Annotated in this window: 14 protein-coding genes; 8 read left to right on the top strand and 6 right to left on the bottom strand. The window is 67.0% G+C overall.

All coding sequences use genetic code 11. The features are described from left to right. Positions 1-54 precede the first annotated feature (54 nt). Together AC1DR7_RS01445 and smrA are read left to right on the top strand one after the other, a co-directional pair. Positions 55-1,632, top strand: coding sequence for a serine hydrolase (locus AC1DR7_RS01445; RefSeq protein ID WP_457318487.1), 1,578 nt, complete (start codon positions 55-57; stop codon positions 1,630-1,632). 89 nt (positions 1,633-1,721) lie between these two features. Next, positions 1,722-3,485 (top strand): multidrug efflux ABC transporter SmrA, encoded by a 1,764-nt coding sequence (gene smrA / locus AC1DR7_RS01440; RefSeq protein ID WP_478076370.1) that lies wholly within the window; start codon positions 1,722-1,724, stop codon positions 3,483-3,485. A 432-nt stretch (positions 3,486-3,917) separates the two neighbouring features. On the opposite strand, the gene AC1DR7_RS01435 is transcribed toward smrA, so the two are convergent. Beyond that, positions 3,918-5,726, bottom strand: coding sequence for a DUF885 domain-containing protein (locus tag AC1DR7_RS01435; RefSeq protein ID WP_457319305.1), 1,809 nt, complete (start codon positions 5,724-5,726; stop codon positions 3,918-3,920). 101 nt (positions 5,727-5,827) lie between these two features. Between AC1DR7_RS01435 and AC1DR7_RS01430 the strand changes: the two genes are divergently transcribed. Continuing rightward, on the top strand, positions 5,828-6,187 hold the full coding sequence (locus AC1DR7_RS01430; RefSeq protein ID WP_256776828.1) for a GFA family protein: 360 nt from the start codon (positions 5,828-5,830) through the stop codon (positions 6,185-6,187). Beyond that, complete coding sequence (locus tag AC1DR7_RS01425; RefSeq protein ID WP_478051953.1) at positions 6,184-6,993, top strand: DUF4349 domain-containing protein; 810 nt, start codon at positions 6,184-6,186, stop codon at positions 6,991-6,993. The genes AC1DR7_RS01430 and AC1DR7_RS01425 overlap by 4 nt, the downstream gene beginning before the upstream one ends. A 39-nt stretch (positions 6,994-7,032) precedes the next feature. Here the strand turns inward: AC1DR7_RS01425 and AC1DR7_RS01420 are convergent, their stop codons facing one another. Together AC1DR7_RS01420 and AC1DR7_RS01415 are read right to left on the bottom strand one after the other, a co-directional pair. Beyond that, on the bottom strand, positions 7,033-7,326 hold the full coding sequence (locus AC1DR7_RS01420; protein ID WP_256776826.1) for a hypothetical protein: 294 nt from the start codon (positions 7,324-7,326) through the stop codon (positions 7,033-7,035). 72 nt (positions 7,327-7,398) lie between these two features. Further along, a complete protein-coding gene (locus AC1DR7_RS01415) occupies positions 7,399-8,346 on the bottom strand; it encodes a LysR substrate-binding domain-containing protein (RefSeq protein ID WP_457319307.1) in 948 nt (315 codons plus the stop codon). Between the two features lie 161 nt (positions 8,347-8,507). On the opposite strand from AC1DR7_RS01415, the gene AC1DR7_RS01410 reads away from it, so the two are divergent. Further along, complete coding sequence (locus tag AC1DR7_RS01410) at positions 8,508-9,389, top strand: DMT family transporter (RefSeq protein WP_457319308.1); 882 nt, start codon at positions 8,508-8,510, stop codon at positions 9,387-9,389. A 68-nt stretch (positions 9,390-9,457) separates the two neighbouring features. Here AC1DR7_RS01410 and AC1DR7_RS01405 read toward each other — a convergent pair whose 3' ends face one another. Then, complete coding sequence (locus AC1DR7_RS01405) at positions 9,458-10,357, bottom strand: peptidylprolyl isomerase (protein ID WP_457319309.1); 900 nt, start codon at positions 10,355-10,357, stop codon at positions 9,458-9,460. Between the two features lie 152 nt (positions 10,358-10,509). Between AC1DR7_RS01405 and AC1DR7_RS01400 the strand changes: the two genes are divergently transcribed. Continuing rightward, the gene (locus AC1DR7_RS01400) at positions 10,510-10,875 is read left to right on the top strand and encodes a PadR family transcriptional regulator (protein WP_256776822.1); all 366 of its coding nucleotides are present in this window, start codon (positions 10,510-10,512) and stop codon (positions 10,873-10,875) included. After that, positions 10,872-11,867: a sensor domain-containing protein gene (locus AC1DR7_RS01395; RefSeq protein WP_457319310.1), complete on the top strand. Its 996-nt coding sequence runs from the start codon at positions 10,872-10,874 to the stop codon at positions 11,865-11,867. Before AC1DR7_RS01400 ends, AC1DR7_RS01395 begins: the two co-directional genes overlap by 4 nt. A gap of 195 nt (positions 11,868-12,062) precedes the next feature. Here AC1DR7_RS01395 and AC1DR7_RS01390 read toward each other — a convergent pair whose 3' ends face one another. Beyond that, on the bottom strand, positions 12,063-13,379 hold the full coding sequence (locus tag AC1DR7_RS01390; protein WP_478054991.1) for a polyhydroxyalkanoate depolymerase: 1,317 nt from the start codon (positions 13,377-13,379) through the stop codon (positions 12,063-12,065). A 97-nt stretch (positions 13,380-13,476) separates the two neighbouring features. Further along, positions 13,477-14,073 (bottom strand): class I SAM-dependent DNA methyltransferase, encoded by a 597-nt coding sequence (locus tag AC1DR7_RS01385; RefSeq protein ID WP_457321465.1) that lies wholly within the window; start codon positions 14,071-14,073, stop codon positions 13,477-13,479. Between the two features lie 161 nt (positions 14,074-14,234). Here AC1DR7_RS01385 and AC1DR7_RS01380 point away from each other — a divergent pair, with 161 nt between their 5' ends. Then, complete coding sequence (locus AC1DR7_RS01380; RefSeq protein ID WP_256776818.1) at positions 14,235-14,690, top strand: CopD family protein; 456 nt, start codon at positions 14,235-14,237, stop codon at positions 14,688-14,690. Positions 14,691-14,729: the final 39 nt, after the last annotated feature.

Raw genomic sequence — 14,729 nt, 5'->3', positions numbered from 1 at the left:
GAGCGGGCCCGTGCAGGCCTCAACGTCCCCGCGACACGCACCTGGAGACACTGTTTGAACACATCCTGGATCGGAGGCATCGTGCTGCTCGCATGTGCACCTTTGGCATCGGCGGCGGTACCGGCGCAGCTGCAGCGCCTGGACAGCACGGTCGAGCGCGTCCGCAGCCAGTTCGACGTGCCCGGCATCGCCGTGGCGGTGGTCAAGGATGGCCAGGTCGTGTTCGAACGCGGCTACGGCGTGCGCGAACTGGGCAAGCCGGCACCGGTACAGGCCGATACGCTGTTTGCGATCGCGTCCAACACCAAGGCCTTCACCGCCACCTCGCTGAATCTGTTGGCCGAGCAGGGCAAGCTGAAGATGGACGACCGGGTGATCGACCATCTACCGGGCTTCCGCATGTCCGATCCCTACGTTACTGGCGAGATGCGCATCCGCGACCTGCTCTCGCACCGCAGCGGGCTGAGTCTGGGAGCGGGTGATCTGCTGTTCTGGCCGACCACCGGCTACAGCAACCAGGAGGTCGTGCAGCGCCTGGCCAAGGTGCCGCTCAAAGCCGGCTTCCGCGACCGCTACGCCTACGACAATATTCTCTACGCGGTGGCCCAGCAGGTGATCGAGCAGGTCTCCGGGCAGTCCTACGCCGCGTTCCTGCAGCAGCACATCTTCACCCCGGTGGGCATGGACGGCACCCGCTACAACGCGGACCACCTCAAGCCCGGCGACAACGCCGCGGTCGGCCACGCCAAGTACGACTTCAGCACGTTGCGTACCGTCGCCCCGCTGACCTGGTCCAACAACGCCGGCGCCGGCGGCATCTATTCCAGCGTGCACGACATGGCGCGCTGGATGAACGTGCAGCTGGCCCACGGTACGCTGGAGAACGGGCAGGCGCTGTTCAGCGCCAAGAGCCAGCAGGGCATGTGGCAGATGATCACCCCGCAGGTGGTGGCCGAGCCCAGCGTGCCGCAGCTGGCGGCGGCCAAGCCGAACTTCGCCGGTTATGGCGAAGGCTGGAGCCTGAGCGATTACCGTGGCCAGAAGCTGGTCTGGCACACCGGCGGCTGGCCGGGCATGGTCTCGCGGGTGACCCTGGTGCCCGAGCAGAAGCTGGGCATCGTGGTGCTGACCAACCAGGAAGTGGGCGCCGCGTTCAATGCGATCACCATGGACGTGCTCGATGCGTACCTGCAGACGCCACCCACCGACTGGGTCGAGGCGTATGCGGCGGCGGTGGCCAAGGCGCAGGACAAGGCCGATGAAAGCTGGGCAACGCATCAGGCGGCGCGCGATGCCAAAAGCAAACCGTCGCTGCCGTTGGCGCGTTACGCCGGCGGTTACCGCGATGCATGGTATGGCGATGTGTTCGTGGAACGCGACGGCGGCAAACTGCGCCTGCGGTTCGGCAAGACCGCCCAGCTGGTCGGCACGCTGGAACACTGGCAGCACGACACCTTCATCGTGCGCTGGGACGACCGCTCGCTCAACGCCGATGCGTTCGTCAACTTCAGCCTGGATCCGGATGGCAAGGTGCGCGACATGCGCATGCAGGCGATCTCGTCGTTGACCGATTTCAGCTTCGATTTCCAGGACTTGTTGTTCGTCCCGATCGTGGCCGACGCCAAGGGCTGAATACCGCCACCGGCCTGTGATGGAGGCGCGAGTAAAAACACAGGCCGTGGTGGGATAATCGCGGCCTGTCATGTTTTGGGTGCACTGCGATGTTCCGCTGGTTCGAGTCGCTGATTCCGGTGTTTCCGCCCCTCGACGGCCGCATGCCGCCGCGCGGGGTGGTGCCGTTCTACATCCACTATCTGCGCCCGGTGTGGCCGGTGCTGCTGGCCACGTTGATCGCCGGCCTGCTGCTGGCGCTGGTGGAAGTGGCGATGTTCGATTTCCTTGGCCGCATCGTGGACATGGTCGCCGAGCAGCCCGGCAGCGGCTTCTTCGCCCGCCATGCCAACACGCTGTTGTGGATGGCCGGCATCACCCTGATCGCGCGGCCGCTGCTGGTGTCGCTGCACAGCCTGCTGGTCAACCAGGCCATCGTGCCGGGGCTGAGCAACCGCTCGCGCTGGCTGATGCACAACTACGTGGTTCGGCAGAGCCTGAGTTTCTTCCAGAACGACTTCGCCGGCAGCATGGCCAACCGGGTCATGCAGACCGGTACGTCACTGCGTGAATCGGCGGTGCAGATGGTCGATTCGCTCTGGTACATCATCGTCTACACCGGCACCGCGCTGTACCTGTTCGCGCAGGCCGACTGGCGCCTGATGATTCCGCTGGGGCTGTGGATGGCCGCCTACGCGGTGATCATGGGGTACTTCGTACCGCGCGCGAAACAGCGGGCGTGGATCGCTTCGGAAGCACGTTCAAAGGCGATGGGCCGTATCGTCGATGGCTACACCAACATTCCCACGCTGAAGCTGTTCGCCCATGGCGGGCATGAGCAGGCCTACGTGGCTGAATCGATCCAGGACCTGGCGGTCAAGCATCGTGGCCAGACCCGGGTCACCACCGGGCTGGAAGTCACCATCGCCATCGTCAACGGCTTTCTGATCGTGGGCACCTGTGGGCTGGCACTGTGGCTGTGGAACGGCGGCCACATCAGCGTCGGCGCGATCACCCTGGCCACCGGTCTGGTGATTCGCATCCACAACATGTCCGGCTGGATCATGTGGACCATCAATGGCATCTTCGAGGACATCGGCACGGTGCAGGATGGCATCACCACGATCTCCCAGCCGCTGACCGTGCAGGACCGTGCTGATGCGGTGCCGCTGGAGGTCGCACGGGGCGGGGTGCATTTCGACGATATCCATTTCCACTACGGCAAGGCCGGTGGGGTGATGGCCGGGCTCAACCTGGACGTGAAGCCGGGCGAGAAGATCGGCCTGGTCGGTCCGTCGGGCGCGGGCAAGTCGACCCTGGTCAATGTGCTGCTGCGTCTGTACGACCTGGAAAGCGGGCATATCCGCATCGATGGCCAGGACATCGCCGCCGTGACCCAGGAGAGCCTGCGTCGGCAGATCGGGGTGGTTACCCAGGACACGTCGCTGCTGCACCGCTCGATCCGCGACAACCTGCTGTATGGCCGGCCGGATGCGACCGAGGCGCAGTTGCGCAGCGCGGTGGCCAAGGCGCGCGCGGAGGCGTTCATCGAGACGCTGCGCGACGGCGAAGGGCGTACCGGCTACGACGCGCATGTGGGCGAGCGCGGGGTCAAGCTGTCCGGTGGCCAGCGCCAGCGTATCGCCATCGCCCGGGTGCTGCTGAAGGACGCGCCGATCCTGGTGCTGGACGAGGCGACCTCGGCGCTGGATTCGGAAGTGGAAGCGGCCATCCAGGACAACCTGGACGAATTGATGGCCGGCAAGACGGTGATCGCGATCGCGCACCGCTTGTCGACCATCGCGCGCATGGACCGGTTGGTGGTGATGGACCAGGGCCGGATCGTGGAGACGCCAGGAGCGAGGCTTCCCTGACTTTCGGCGGTGGGTCGGGCGCTGGGCGCCCATGCCCTTGGAGGCGAAATAAAGGGGGAGGTGTCGGCAACAGGCCGACGCCGGAGGACATTCGCCGGAAAGGGCATGGGCGCCCAGCGCCYGRCCCACCGCCGAAAGTCAGGGAAGCCTCGCTCCTGGCTTGTAACGCGAGCCGAGCCCCGTAGCGGCCGGGGGGACATTTGCACCAGGGGCCTACCGGCTGCTACGGGGCCCTAACGCGCGCGACAGCCCCGATCAAAGACAGGACCAGATCCAAACGGCGCCTGCGCACCCGGCCACCCGCGTCGCGTCCTACTCATTTGGCGGCGGGTCTTGCAACAAAACACCCCCAATCAGATGAGAGAAGGACCAAAAAAAACGGCCCGGGTCACCCCGGGCCGTTTGCCTGTCTGACGAGGAACGAGGCAGTGCTTACTCGATCGGCTGGTCCAGCATCAGCTGGCGCGCGAAACGTACCGGCGGTGCGCCGTAGGACAGCATCTGGTCGTGGTAGGCCTTCAGGTTGAACTTCGCGCCCAGCTTGTCCTGCATCGCCTTGCGCGTATCGAAGTGCTCCTGCGCACCCACGAAGTAGGTCGGCAACTGCGCCGACGTCAACTGCGCACGCACCCACTTGCCCGACGCCTCGCTTTCCTGCTGGAACGCATCGTGCGTCATCAGATGCATCGCCTGCTCGCGCGACCAGTTGTCCACGTGCACGCCCTGGTCCAGGATCGCGTTGGAAATGGTGCGCAGGTAGAACTTCAACTGCACCAGATGGAACAGCGGATCGTTGTCCAGGTAACCCTGCTCCTGCATCATCCGCTCGGTGTAGACCGCCCAGCCCTCGGCGAACAGCCCCGAACGCAGCACCGCGCGCAGCGTCGAGGGGAACTTGCCCGAATGCCAGCCCTCCAGATAATGCCCCGGCGTGCCCTCGTGGATGCTCAGCAGGTGGATCATCCGGCTGTTGTATTCGCGCAGGAACGAATCGACCTGCTTGTCGCTCCAATCATCCGGAATCGGCGACACCGCGTAGAACGTCTTCAGGTTCTTGTCCAGCGGACCGGGCGAATCGCAATAGGCCACCGCCACGCCACGCTGGAACTCGGGCATCAGGATGATGTCCACCGGCGAATCGGGCAGCGTCATCAGGTCATGCTTGCGTACGAATTCGGTCGACTGCGCCAGCGCCGCCTTCGCATCGTCCACCACCTTGTCGCGCGCCGGCTTGTCGGCGTAGGCCAGCTCCAGCGCCGCCTCGATCGCCGCCTGCTGCTGGTCGTCGCTCGGGTTGGCCGGCAGTGCCGGCGCGCCCGGCTTGTCCTTCAGCACCATCTGCGCGATGCCGTACATGTCCTGGCGCACGCGCTTGAGTTCGGCACGCGCGCGTTCGCCGATCTCCGCACGCGACAGCGACGAGCTCAGCGCGAACTTCAGCTTCTGGTCGTACAGCTCCGCGCCGATGCGGAAGTCGCCCTTGGCGTTGGGCACCAGGGTCTTGTCCAGCCAAGTCTGCTGTTCTTCGACGGCCTTCTTCAGGCCATCGATGGCGGCCTGCAGACGCTTGCCGTCTTCGGCCGGCAGCTCGCCGATGTGCGGGGTGATGAACGTATCGACGATGCTGAGGATGCCGCGGTTCTGCTTGGCCACCGTCTCGGCATGAATCTTCGGCACGCGGGCCGGGTCCAGGTTTTCGCGGGCCTGGGCGAAGATCTGCGGCAGCTTCTCCATGCGCGCGGTGGCCGACTTCAGGCGGTCGGGCAGCGGGGCGAACTCACGCGCCATCAGCCCGTACAGCGCGCTGCCGGCCATGCCGTTGTAGATCTGCGGGTCCCACTTGGACGACTGCAGCACCTCGGCGCTCCAGATTTCCGACTGCAGCTGGTTGCGCAGGATCGCCGCATCCACCTGGTTCTCGCGCGAGAGCTTGCTCACATCGATCCGGTCCAGGTCGCCCACCAGGCCTTTGTAGGCGGTCAGCACCTTCTGCTGGCCGGCCGCGCTGAGGTCGTCGATCTCGCTGTCGTAGCGGTGGTCGCCGATCTGGGTGGCGCTGATCGGGGACAGCTGCATCCAGGTGTCCAGGGCGCGCTTGGACAGGTCGGCGAACGCGGCATCGACCGCGGCGTCGCCGGCGGTGGCCGGGGCCTGCGTGCCGGTGGCGGCGGGCGGGGCGTCGGCCTGCTGGCAGCCGCCGAGGGCGGCGATCAGGGCGAGGGCGAGAAGATGCTGGCGCATCGGCGATCCTGTGCTGTGGTCAATCCCCGAGCATAGGCCCAGCGGCGCGGCCGTGCCCGTGCCATTGGATTACCATGGCCCTTTCATCGGGAGGGTGCGCCATGCAGTACGAAGGGAGCTGTCATTGCGGGCAGATCGCATTCGTGGTGGATGCCGACGCCCCTATCACCGAGGTGCTGGACTGCAACTGTTCGCTGTGCCGCCGCCGTGGCGGCCTGCTGTGGTTCGGTCCGCGCGAGGCCCTGCGGCTGGGCACCGATGCGGCCGACGTGGCGACCTACCAGTTCAACCAGCACCACCTGGAACACCACCATTGCCGCACCTGCGGGATCGCCCCGTTCAGCGAGGGCGTGGACCCGCGCAGCGGACAGAAGATGGTCGCGGTGAATGTACGTTGCCTGCCCGGGGTGGACCTGGACGGGCTCAAGATCAATCGATACGACGGAGCGGGTAAACAGTGAAAAGGACGACGTGGCGCCTGACGGGCGCCCTGGCAGGGACGCTGGTGCTGGCCCTGGCCGGCTGCAGCCAGAATCACGCTGCCGCCGATGCCGGGGCCGGTGCGGCGGGCGCGGTGGCCTCGCCGGAAGGGGCCGCGCTGGCGTACGAGCACGACATCGACATCCAGCTGGAGGCGGCGCAGATCGGTCCGCGCGTGAAGCAGATCGCCGATGCCTGCCAGTCCGCGCGCTTTGGCGACTGCGCTGTGTTGCAGGTCGGTCAGCAGGGCGGCGAGTACCCGACCGGTTCGATCCGGGTGCGGATCGCGCCCAAGGGCGTCGAGCCGATCATCGGGCTGGCCGGGCAGGGCGGGGAAGTGTCCTCGCGCAACACCCATGCCGAAGACCTGGCCCAGCAGGTGGCCGACACCGCGCTGACCAAGGCACGGCTGGAGAAGGAACACGAACGCCTGCTGGCCTATGAGGACGGCAAGGACGTCAAGATGGCCGACCTGCTGGTGATCACCCAGCGCCTGTCGGAGATCGAGGCGGGCGTCGAGCAGGCCAACAAGGATGCCGCGCAGCAGCGTCGGCGGATCGATACGCAGCTGGTGACGGTGCAGTTCCACACCCCGGCCGGGCAGCGCAGCCGCAGTGAAATCGGCGAGGCCGTGCGCGAGTCTGGCGCGATCCTCACTTCCAGCGTGGCCTTCCTGATCCGCGCGGTGTCCGCGCTGCTGCCGGTAGCCCTTGTGCTCTGGCTGTTCGGCTGGATCGGGTTGAAGCTGTGGCGCCGCCGCAAGCGCCGCAACGCCAACAACGCCTGATCGACCGCGCGGTGCCGGGTTGCCCGGCACCGCGGCGGATCAGCCTTCGTCGTGCTCGTATTCGACGAACACATCCAGTTCGAGCGCCAGTTCCTGCACGGCGTCGCGCACGCGCTGGGCGCCGAGGGCATTGCCCACTTCCACTTCCAGTTCGTGGATGCCCGGGCCGATGTCGTCGGACAGGCCGGCCGAGCTGGAGTCGTCGTCGTCCATGTGCGGCATCAGGTCGTCGGTTTCCTCGACATGCTCGATACCTTCAATGCTCTGCAGCAGGTCGGTGATGGCACGCGTATCGTCTTCGCTGCCGGTGATTCGGAGTCGCAACAGGGCCATGGAATGCGCCTTGGGGGAAAGGAGCTCCAGCCTAGCCAGCGCGTGGAAAAGACGGGGTGAGGATGGCGTGCGCTAGCGTGGCGGGGACGGCGCGGGCCGGCCCAGCAGTTCGTCCGGCAACGCCGGTATCGGCGTGCGTTCGTCCAGCGCCTCGCGCTTGAGCCAGTCCATGAACGCCAGCGCGGTCGGGCTGAGCGGTCGGTGTTCGGCATGCACCACGTAGTAGGCATAGCGCGCCTTGAGCGCCGGCCCGGGCAGGCGCACCAGTTCGTAGCGCTGCAGGTAGGGCTGGGCGATGTGCTTGCGCGCCAGCACCGCCCCGATGCCGTACACCGCCGCGCGCATTGCATCGGTACTGTCGCTGAAGGAGTGCACCGAGGGCAGTTCCAGCCCGCGCACCCCGGCGGCACGGAACCAGTCGCGCCAGCCCTGCGGTGACATGTCGCTGATCAACGGCAGCGCGGCGATCTGCACCGGCTCGCGCAGCGCGGCCACGCCGGCCAGCGCAGGCGAGGCCACCGGCTGCAGTTCGTCGTCCATCAGATGATGCGCGCGCAGTCCCGGCCATTGCCCCAGCCCGTAGCGGATGCCCAGTTCCGGCCCGTTCTCGTCGAAGCGCACCAGCTCGGTGCTGGTCTGCAGTTCGATCCGTACCTGCGGATGCTGGGCGGTGAAGCGCGCCAGCCGCGGTACCAGCCAGCAGTAGGACAGCGAGCGGATGGTGGTGACCCGCAACGGCACGATGTCTGCCTGCGGGTGCAGGTTGCCGGCGACCGCGTTCAGATCGCTCAGCGCTCCGGCGGCCGCATCGGCCAGCTGGCGTCCTTCTGCGGTCAAGCGCACCCCGCGCGCGTGGCGCTGGAACAGCACCGTGCCGAGCACGTCTTCAAGCTTGCGCACATGGTGGCTCACCGCACTGGCGGTGAGGTGCAGTTCTTCGGCGGCATGGGCGAAATTCTGGTGGCGCGCGGCAACCGCGAACACCCCCAGCGCAGGCAGCAGGGCGGGGCGCAGGATCATGGTCGAGACCCAAACTAGATTTGTGGCTTGCCCGGATACTACGCGCTTGTGGGCCTCTGCCGGTAGGCGGATGCTGTGTCCCTGTCCCCCGGAGCCACCCCCATGTTGCCGTCCGCGCACGCCGCCCAGCCACGCATCTGCCTGTTCACTGGAGGCTTGYGATGAGCGGCGCCCCGATGGCCAGCGCCGCGGTCGAGCGCGACTGGCGCACCCCGCTGGAGTTGACCGTGCTCGGCGCGATCTGGGGCTGCTCGTTCCTGTTCATGCGTGTGGCGGTCCCCAGCTTCGGCCCGTACGCGTTGGTCGAAGTGCGCCTGCTGCTGGGCGCGGTTGTGCTGCTGCCGTTCCTGTGGCAGGCCCGCGCCCAATTCCCGGCCCGGCGCTGGCTGTGGCTGGCGCCGATCGGGGTGATCAACTCGGCGATCCCGTTCGTGCTGTTCGCCTGGGCCGCACAACGTGCCCCGGCGGCTATCGGCGCGATCTGCAACGCGATGACCGTGCTGTTCGCGGCGCTGATCGCATTCCTGTTCTTTGGCGAGAAGATCGGCATGCGCCGCGCCATTGCGCTGCTGGTCGGCTTCGCCGGCGTCGTGGTGCTGGCCACGGCCAAAGTTTCCGGCCTGAGCATCGGGGCGGCGGTGATCGCCGGCGCGCTGGCTGCCTTGCTGTACGGCCTGGGCGTGAACCTGGTCAAGCGCCACATGACCGGGCTGCCGCCGGCCGCCTCCGCGGGCGCCACCCTGGGCTGCGCGGCCATCGCCCTGCTGCCGATGGCCCTCACCCACTGGCCGACGGCCCCGATCCCGGCCCTGTCCTGGACCTGCGCGATTGCCCTGGGCGTGGTCTGCACCGGCCTGGCCTTCCTGATGTTCTACCGCCTCATCGCCCGCATCGGCCCGGCGCGTGCCTCCACCGTCACCTACCTCGTTCCGATGTTCGGCGCGTTGTTCGCCTGGTTGTTCCTGGGCGAACCGGTGACCGGGGCGATGGTCGTGGCCGGCGCCTTGATCCTCGGCAGCGTCGCGGCGTCGCAGAAGCGCTAAGCCCGGTTGGTCCGCGTGCAGCCACCCATGGGGTGGCTCTACGCCACAGCGCGCGGCCAAACCTCGCTTTACCGCACCGGCACCGCAATATTGCAAAGATCGATATGCCCTGCCGGCCGCTTGTAGAAATCATCCACCCGGTTGCGCCGCGCCTCCACCACATCGGCGAACGTCTTCGACTCGGTCCGCAGCACCTGCAGCTTCGGCCGCTGCGCCGCCGGCACATCGGTTGCCCGCTGGATCGAGGCGATCGGCGTGCGCTGCGCCGCATCGGCATAGAAGCCCATCGGCGCCGGCCCGCGCGGCAACGCGCTCAACAGTTCCATTCCCTGCAGCACCCGACCGACCACCGTGATGTTGCGATCCAGCTGCCGTGGCGACTGCCCCGTCACCACATACAGCTCCGCGCCAATGCTGCTGTCTTCCTCGTTGCTGCGGCCCGCGCCCAGCGTGCCGTAACAGTGCGCCAGCCAGGTCTTGCCATCCTTGCGGTCCTGGCCCACCGCGAAACCGTCCACAAACCCGGTCTGGTCGGCCCAGCCATCGCGATCGGGCAGCACGCTGACCTCCAGCCCGGCGCTGTCGCGCTGGAACTCGGCCGGTAGTTTGCGCTTGGCCGTGCCCAATGGCTTGGCCTTGGCCGCATCGTCGGCATCGATATCGCCGAACTGCACCACGAAATTGTCCTGCACGCGGTACACGGTTTCGCCGTCCCAGAAGTGCTCGTGCGCCAGCGTCTGGATATTGGCCACATGCTGCGGCGCGAACGCCGGGGCCAGTTCGATGATGACCTGGCCCTTGTCCAGATTCATGTACAGCAGGTTGGTCGGATCCGGCGTGCGCCAGTCGCTGGCCGGCGAGGCGTCCAGGATCTGCTGCGGGCTGCGGTAAGGCGTGGCTGCGCTGGCGGCCAAGGGCAGCGCGCAGGCCAGGGCGAGGGCGAGCAGGGCAGGACGACGTGGCGACATGGCAAACCCGTTCAGGAAGTGTCCCCGGATTGTGCGCGAAGCCCCGACGGATCCGCCAGCGGTCGGGGCTGCCAACCGGCACGGTGACTAACGACACATTCGCTATAGCTGACTTCACACTAGTGTTGACTCCACGCTAGCTGGAGAAGCCCATGAGCGACCACGAGGCCCACCTCAAGAAGTTCCAGAAAGAGCTCAGCGCCGGCACCGTCTCGCTGGCCCTGCTGGCGGTGCTGGCCAAGGCCGGCGAGCCGCTGTACGGCTACCTGATAGCCAAGGAGCTGGAGCGGGTCGGGGAGGGCGTGCTGAGCGGCAAGCAGAGCGCGCTGTACCCGGTGCTGCGCAACCTGGAAGGGGCCGGGTTGCTGGAAAGCCATGTCGAACCGTCGATGGCCGGACCGCCGCGACGCTACTACCGCATCAACGAACGCGGTCGCCAGGTACTGGAGCTATGGACCCAGGCCTGGCGCGCCACCCGAGATTCCGTCGATTCCGTGTTGGAGGGGGTACTGCAATGAACGACCAGACCACGACGGGCAGCCAGCTGCCCGCCACCATTCCGCAGTACCTGGCGCAGTTGCGCGCGGCCCTGCACGATGCCGACCCGGCGATGGTGCAGGACGCCCTCTACGACGCCGAGGAATACCTGCGCTCGGAGCTGGCCGCGCAGCCCGGCCGCAGCGAGGCCGAGGTGATCGCCGATGTCGCCGGCAGCTACGGCGCGCCGGAAGAGGTCGCCGAGATCTACCGCGAAACCGAAATCACCGTTACCCGTGCGCTGCGCACGCCCAGCGCCGGTGCGGCGCCGTTGCGCCGGGCGACGGTGGGCGGTGCGGGGGGGGCCAGCGTTGGTAGCGGCGTAGCGCCGACGGCACCGGCGCCGGTCAAGCCGCGCGGCGTGCTGGCGCGCTTCTTCGGTGTCGCCCTGGAGGCACGCACCTACGGCGCGCTGTTCTACATGCTGCTGTCGCTGGCCACCGGCACGTTCTTCTTCACTTGGGTGGTGACCGGCCTGTCGTTGTCGCTGGGGCTGATGGTGCTGATCATCGGTATCCCGATCGCGGTGCTGTTCTTCGGTTCGGTGCGCGGCCTGTCGCTGCTGGAAGGGCGTCTGGTGGAAGCCCTGCTCGGCGAGCGCATGCCGCGCCGGCCGACCTATTCCGACCGCAGCCGCACCTGGCTGCAGCGGATCGGCGACATGTTCACCGACGGCCGCACCTGGCTGACGCTGTTGTACTTCATGCTGATGCTGCCGCTGGGCATCGTCTACTTCACCCTTGCCACCACGCTGTTGTCGGTGTCGCTGGCCTTCATCTGGGCGCCGGTGGCAGCGTTGATCTCCCCGGATTACGTGGGGATCCATATCGACGGCAACCAGATGCTGCCGCTCTGGGTGACCCCGCTGCTGGCGGTGGTCGGCGTGCTGCTGCTGTTTGCCACCCTGCACCTGGCGCGTGGCATCGGGCACCTGCACGGGATGATGGCCAAGCACCTGCTGGTGCGGCTGTAAGGCGTCCTTGACGCGACGCAGATCCAGGGTAGTGCCGGCCGCTGGCCGGCTCCGCGCGACGCAGATCCAAGGTAGTGCCGGCCGCTGGCCGGCTCCTCGCGATGCAGGATGAAAGAGCAGCCGGCCAGCGGCCGGCACTACCCGGATGGCAGGAGCAGCCGGCCAGCGGCCGGCACTACCGTAATTGCGTTGGCTTCAGCCTGCTTTACGTCGCAGCGGGGTCACGTTGCTGGCGATCTTGGCCGCTTTCTTCGGCTTGGCATTGGCCGGCTGCGCATGCGCAGCGAAGAAGTCCCGCACCTTCGGGTACACGGTTTCGCGCCAGCGACGCCCGCTGAAGATGCCGTAATGGCCGGCGCCCTCGACGATGAAATGCTCGCGATGCTCGGCCGGAATACCGCTGCACAAGGCCTGCGCCGCTTCGGTCTGGCCCAGCCCGGCGATATCGTCCAGCTCGCCTTCGATGCTCAGCAGCGCGGTACCGGTGATCGCCGAAGGATCCACGCGCTCGCCGTTGACGAACCACTCTCCGCGCGGCAGCAGGAACTGCTGGAACACCACTTCAATCGTGTCCAGGTAGTACTTGGCCGGCATGTCCAGCACGGCGTTGTACTCATCGTAGAAACGACGGTGCGCATCGGCATCTTCCATGTCGCCCTTGACCAGGTCGGCATAGAAATCCCAGTGCGAACTGAAGTGCCGGCTCGGGTTCATCGACAGGAATCCCGCGTGCTGCAGGAAGCCCGGATACACCCTGCGACCGGCGCCGGGGTAGGTGCCCGGCACGGTGTGGATGACGTTGTTCTCGAACCACGACAACGGGTTCTGCGTGGCCAGGTTGTTGACCGCCGTCGGGCTGCAGCGCGCATCGATCGGGCCGCCCATCATCACCAGCGTGCGCGGGGTTGGCTCGCCACGACTGGCCATCAGCGACACTGCCGCCAGCACCGGTACGGTGGGCTGGCACACGCTCACCACGTGCAGTTTTTCTGCGCCGAGATGGCGGATGAATTCCTGCACGTAGGCGATGTAATCGTCCAGGCCGAACTCGCCCTCGCTGCCCGGCACCATGCGCGCATCGACCCAGTCGGTGACATACACGCGGTGGTCGCGCAGCAGCGTGCGCACGGTGTCGCGCAGCAGCGTGGCGTGGTGGCCCGACAACGGCGCCACCACCAGCACGAAGGGCTGGTTGAGCATGGTGTGCAGCTGTTCGGCTTCGTTGCTGTGGCGCTTGAAGCGCAGCAGCTTGCAGAACGGCTTGCTCACTTCCTCGTGCACCACGATCGGCACGCGCTCGCCATCGACCTCGATTTCGTTGATGCCCCATTCGGGCTTCTCGTAATCCTTGCCGATGCGATGGAACAGCTCATTCACCGCGGACAGGCGATCAGCGCCAGGCATCTGCGACCACCAGTGTCCCTGGTTGGCGAAGAACTTGGCGTTGGCCTGGGCCTGGTGCACCCACGGGGCGAGCATGTTGCGGGTCAACTCATGCAGCTGATAGAGCATGGCGTCCGAATATGTATGGTCTTATGTTGCCGCGCAGCATAACGCACAGGCGGGATCGGCGCCTTAATACGGGGTCTGTCTCATTAGTCGTGGAGATTCAGCGGTCTGCGCGTTCCAGGGCCGCCGCATGGCCGGCAAGGGCGGGCGACAGCCAGCAGTGCGAGCCCAGCGCGGTGAAGCCGGTCTTCGTGAGATGGCTCCGGTACCAGCGCGACGGGCGGGGCTGGAAGCCCTCGTGGTCGCCGTCGAAGTCATCTTCGGCGCTGAATGCTTCCAGGAACGCCACGCCGCCGGTGAGCTCGGCGAAGCCGTCCAGGGCAGGGCGCAGCTCGCGGCTGGGCACGTAGTGCATCACATCCGAGCAGACCAGCAGATCCACCGGGGCGCACGGCCGCAGCCAGGCAAAATCGCCGACCTTGGCCAGGTGCAGGTTGCGGCTGCGACCGAAGCGCTGCACCGCGTACTCGCTGCTGTCGAAGCCCAGGTACTGCACGCGCGGCCGCAGCTTGAGCAGCGGCGCGCGCCATGCGCCTTCGCCACAGCCGATATCGAGCACGCTGCGGATCGGGCGTTCCAGGTAGTACTCGGCGCTGGCTACCGCGAGAGCGACCTTGCGTGCCAGGCGCGCGGCGCCGCCGGTCTGGTCGGCCTGGTACCAGCGCTGGAAATAAGCGGCGTCGTAGGTCTTGTCCATGGGCTTGGGGGCAGTCGTGAAAACGGCGCCTATCGTACGGCCTGGCGCTGCGGGATGCGTGGCGCGGGTGCGGCGATGGGTCGCGGCAGACACCCATGCGGCGGCTCTACTGGGGCATGCGAGAATGGCGGCCACCTTACGCCAGCCGCCGGAGCAAGCGCATGCAGTCCTACTACTGGGTAAAAACCTTCCATCTGCTGTTCGTGGTGGCGTGGATGGCGGCGGTGTTCTACCTGCCGCGGATCCTGGTCAACCTCAGCGAGACCGCCGGCCAGCTGCCGGTGACCGAGCGCCTGCAGCTGATGGGCCTGCGCCTGTACAAGTTCGGCCACATGATGTTCGGCCTGGCGCTGATCCTGGGGCTGCTGCTGTGGTTGGGCTACAAGGTGATTCCCGATTTCCCGACGATGGTCGCACCCGGTGCGGCCGGCTGGCTGCACGCCAAGCTCGGACTGGTGGTGCTGCTGCTGGTGTATTACACCTGGACCGGGCGCCTGTTGAAGGGCAGCCTGCGCGGCAGGCGGTTGCCGTCCTCGCGCGCGCTGCGCTGGTTCAACGAGCTGCCGCTGGTGCTGTTCATCGGCGTGGTGTGGCTGGTGCTGGCCAAGCCGTTCTGAGGGGGCGGCCGGGGCGGTAGCGGCCGCGCTCRTGTAGGG

The organism is Stenotrophomonas sp. P5_A9, from assembly GCF_056400525.1.
The sequence above is the reverse complement of the archived record's forward strand: the minus strand, read 5'-3'. Positions and strand labels throughout refer to the sequence as shown.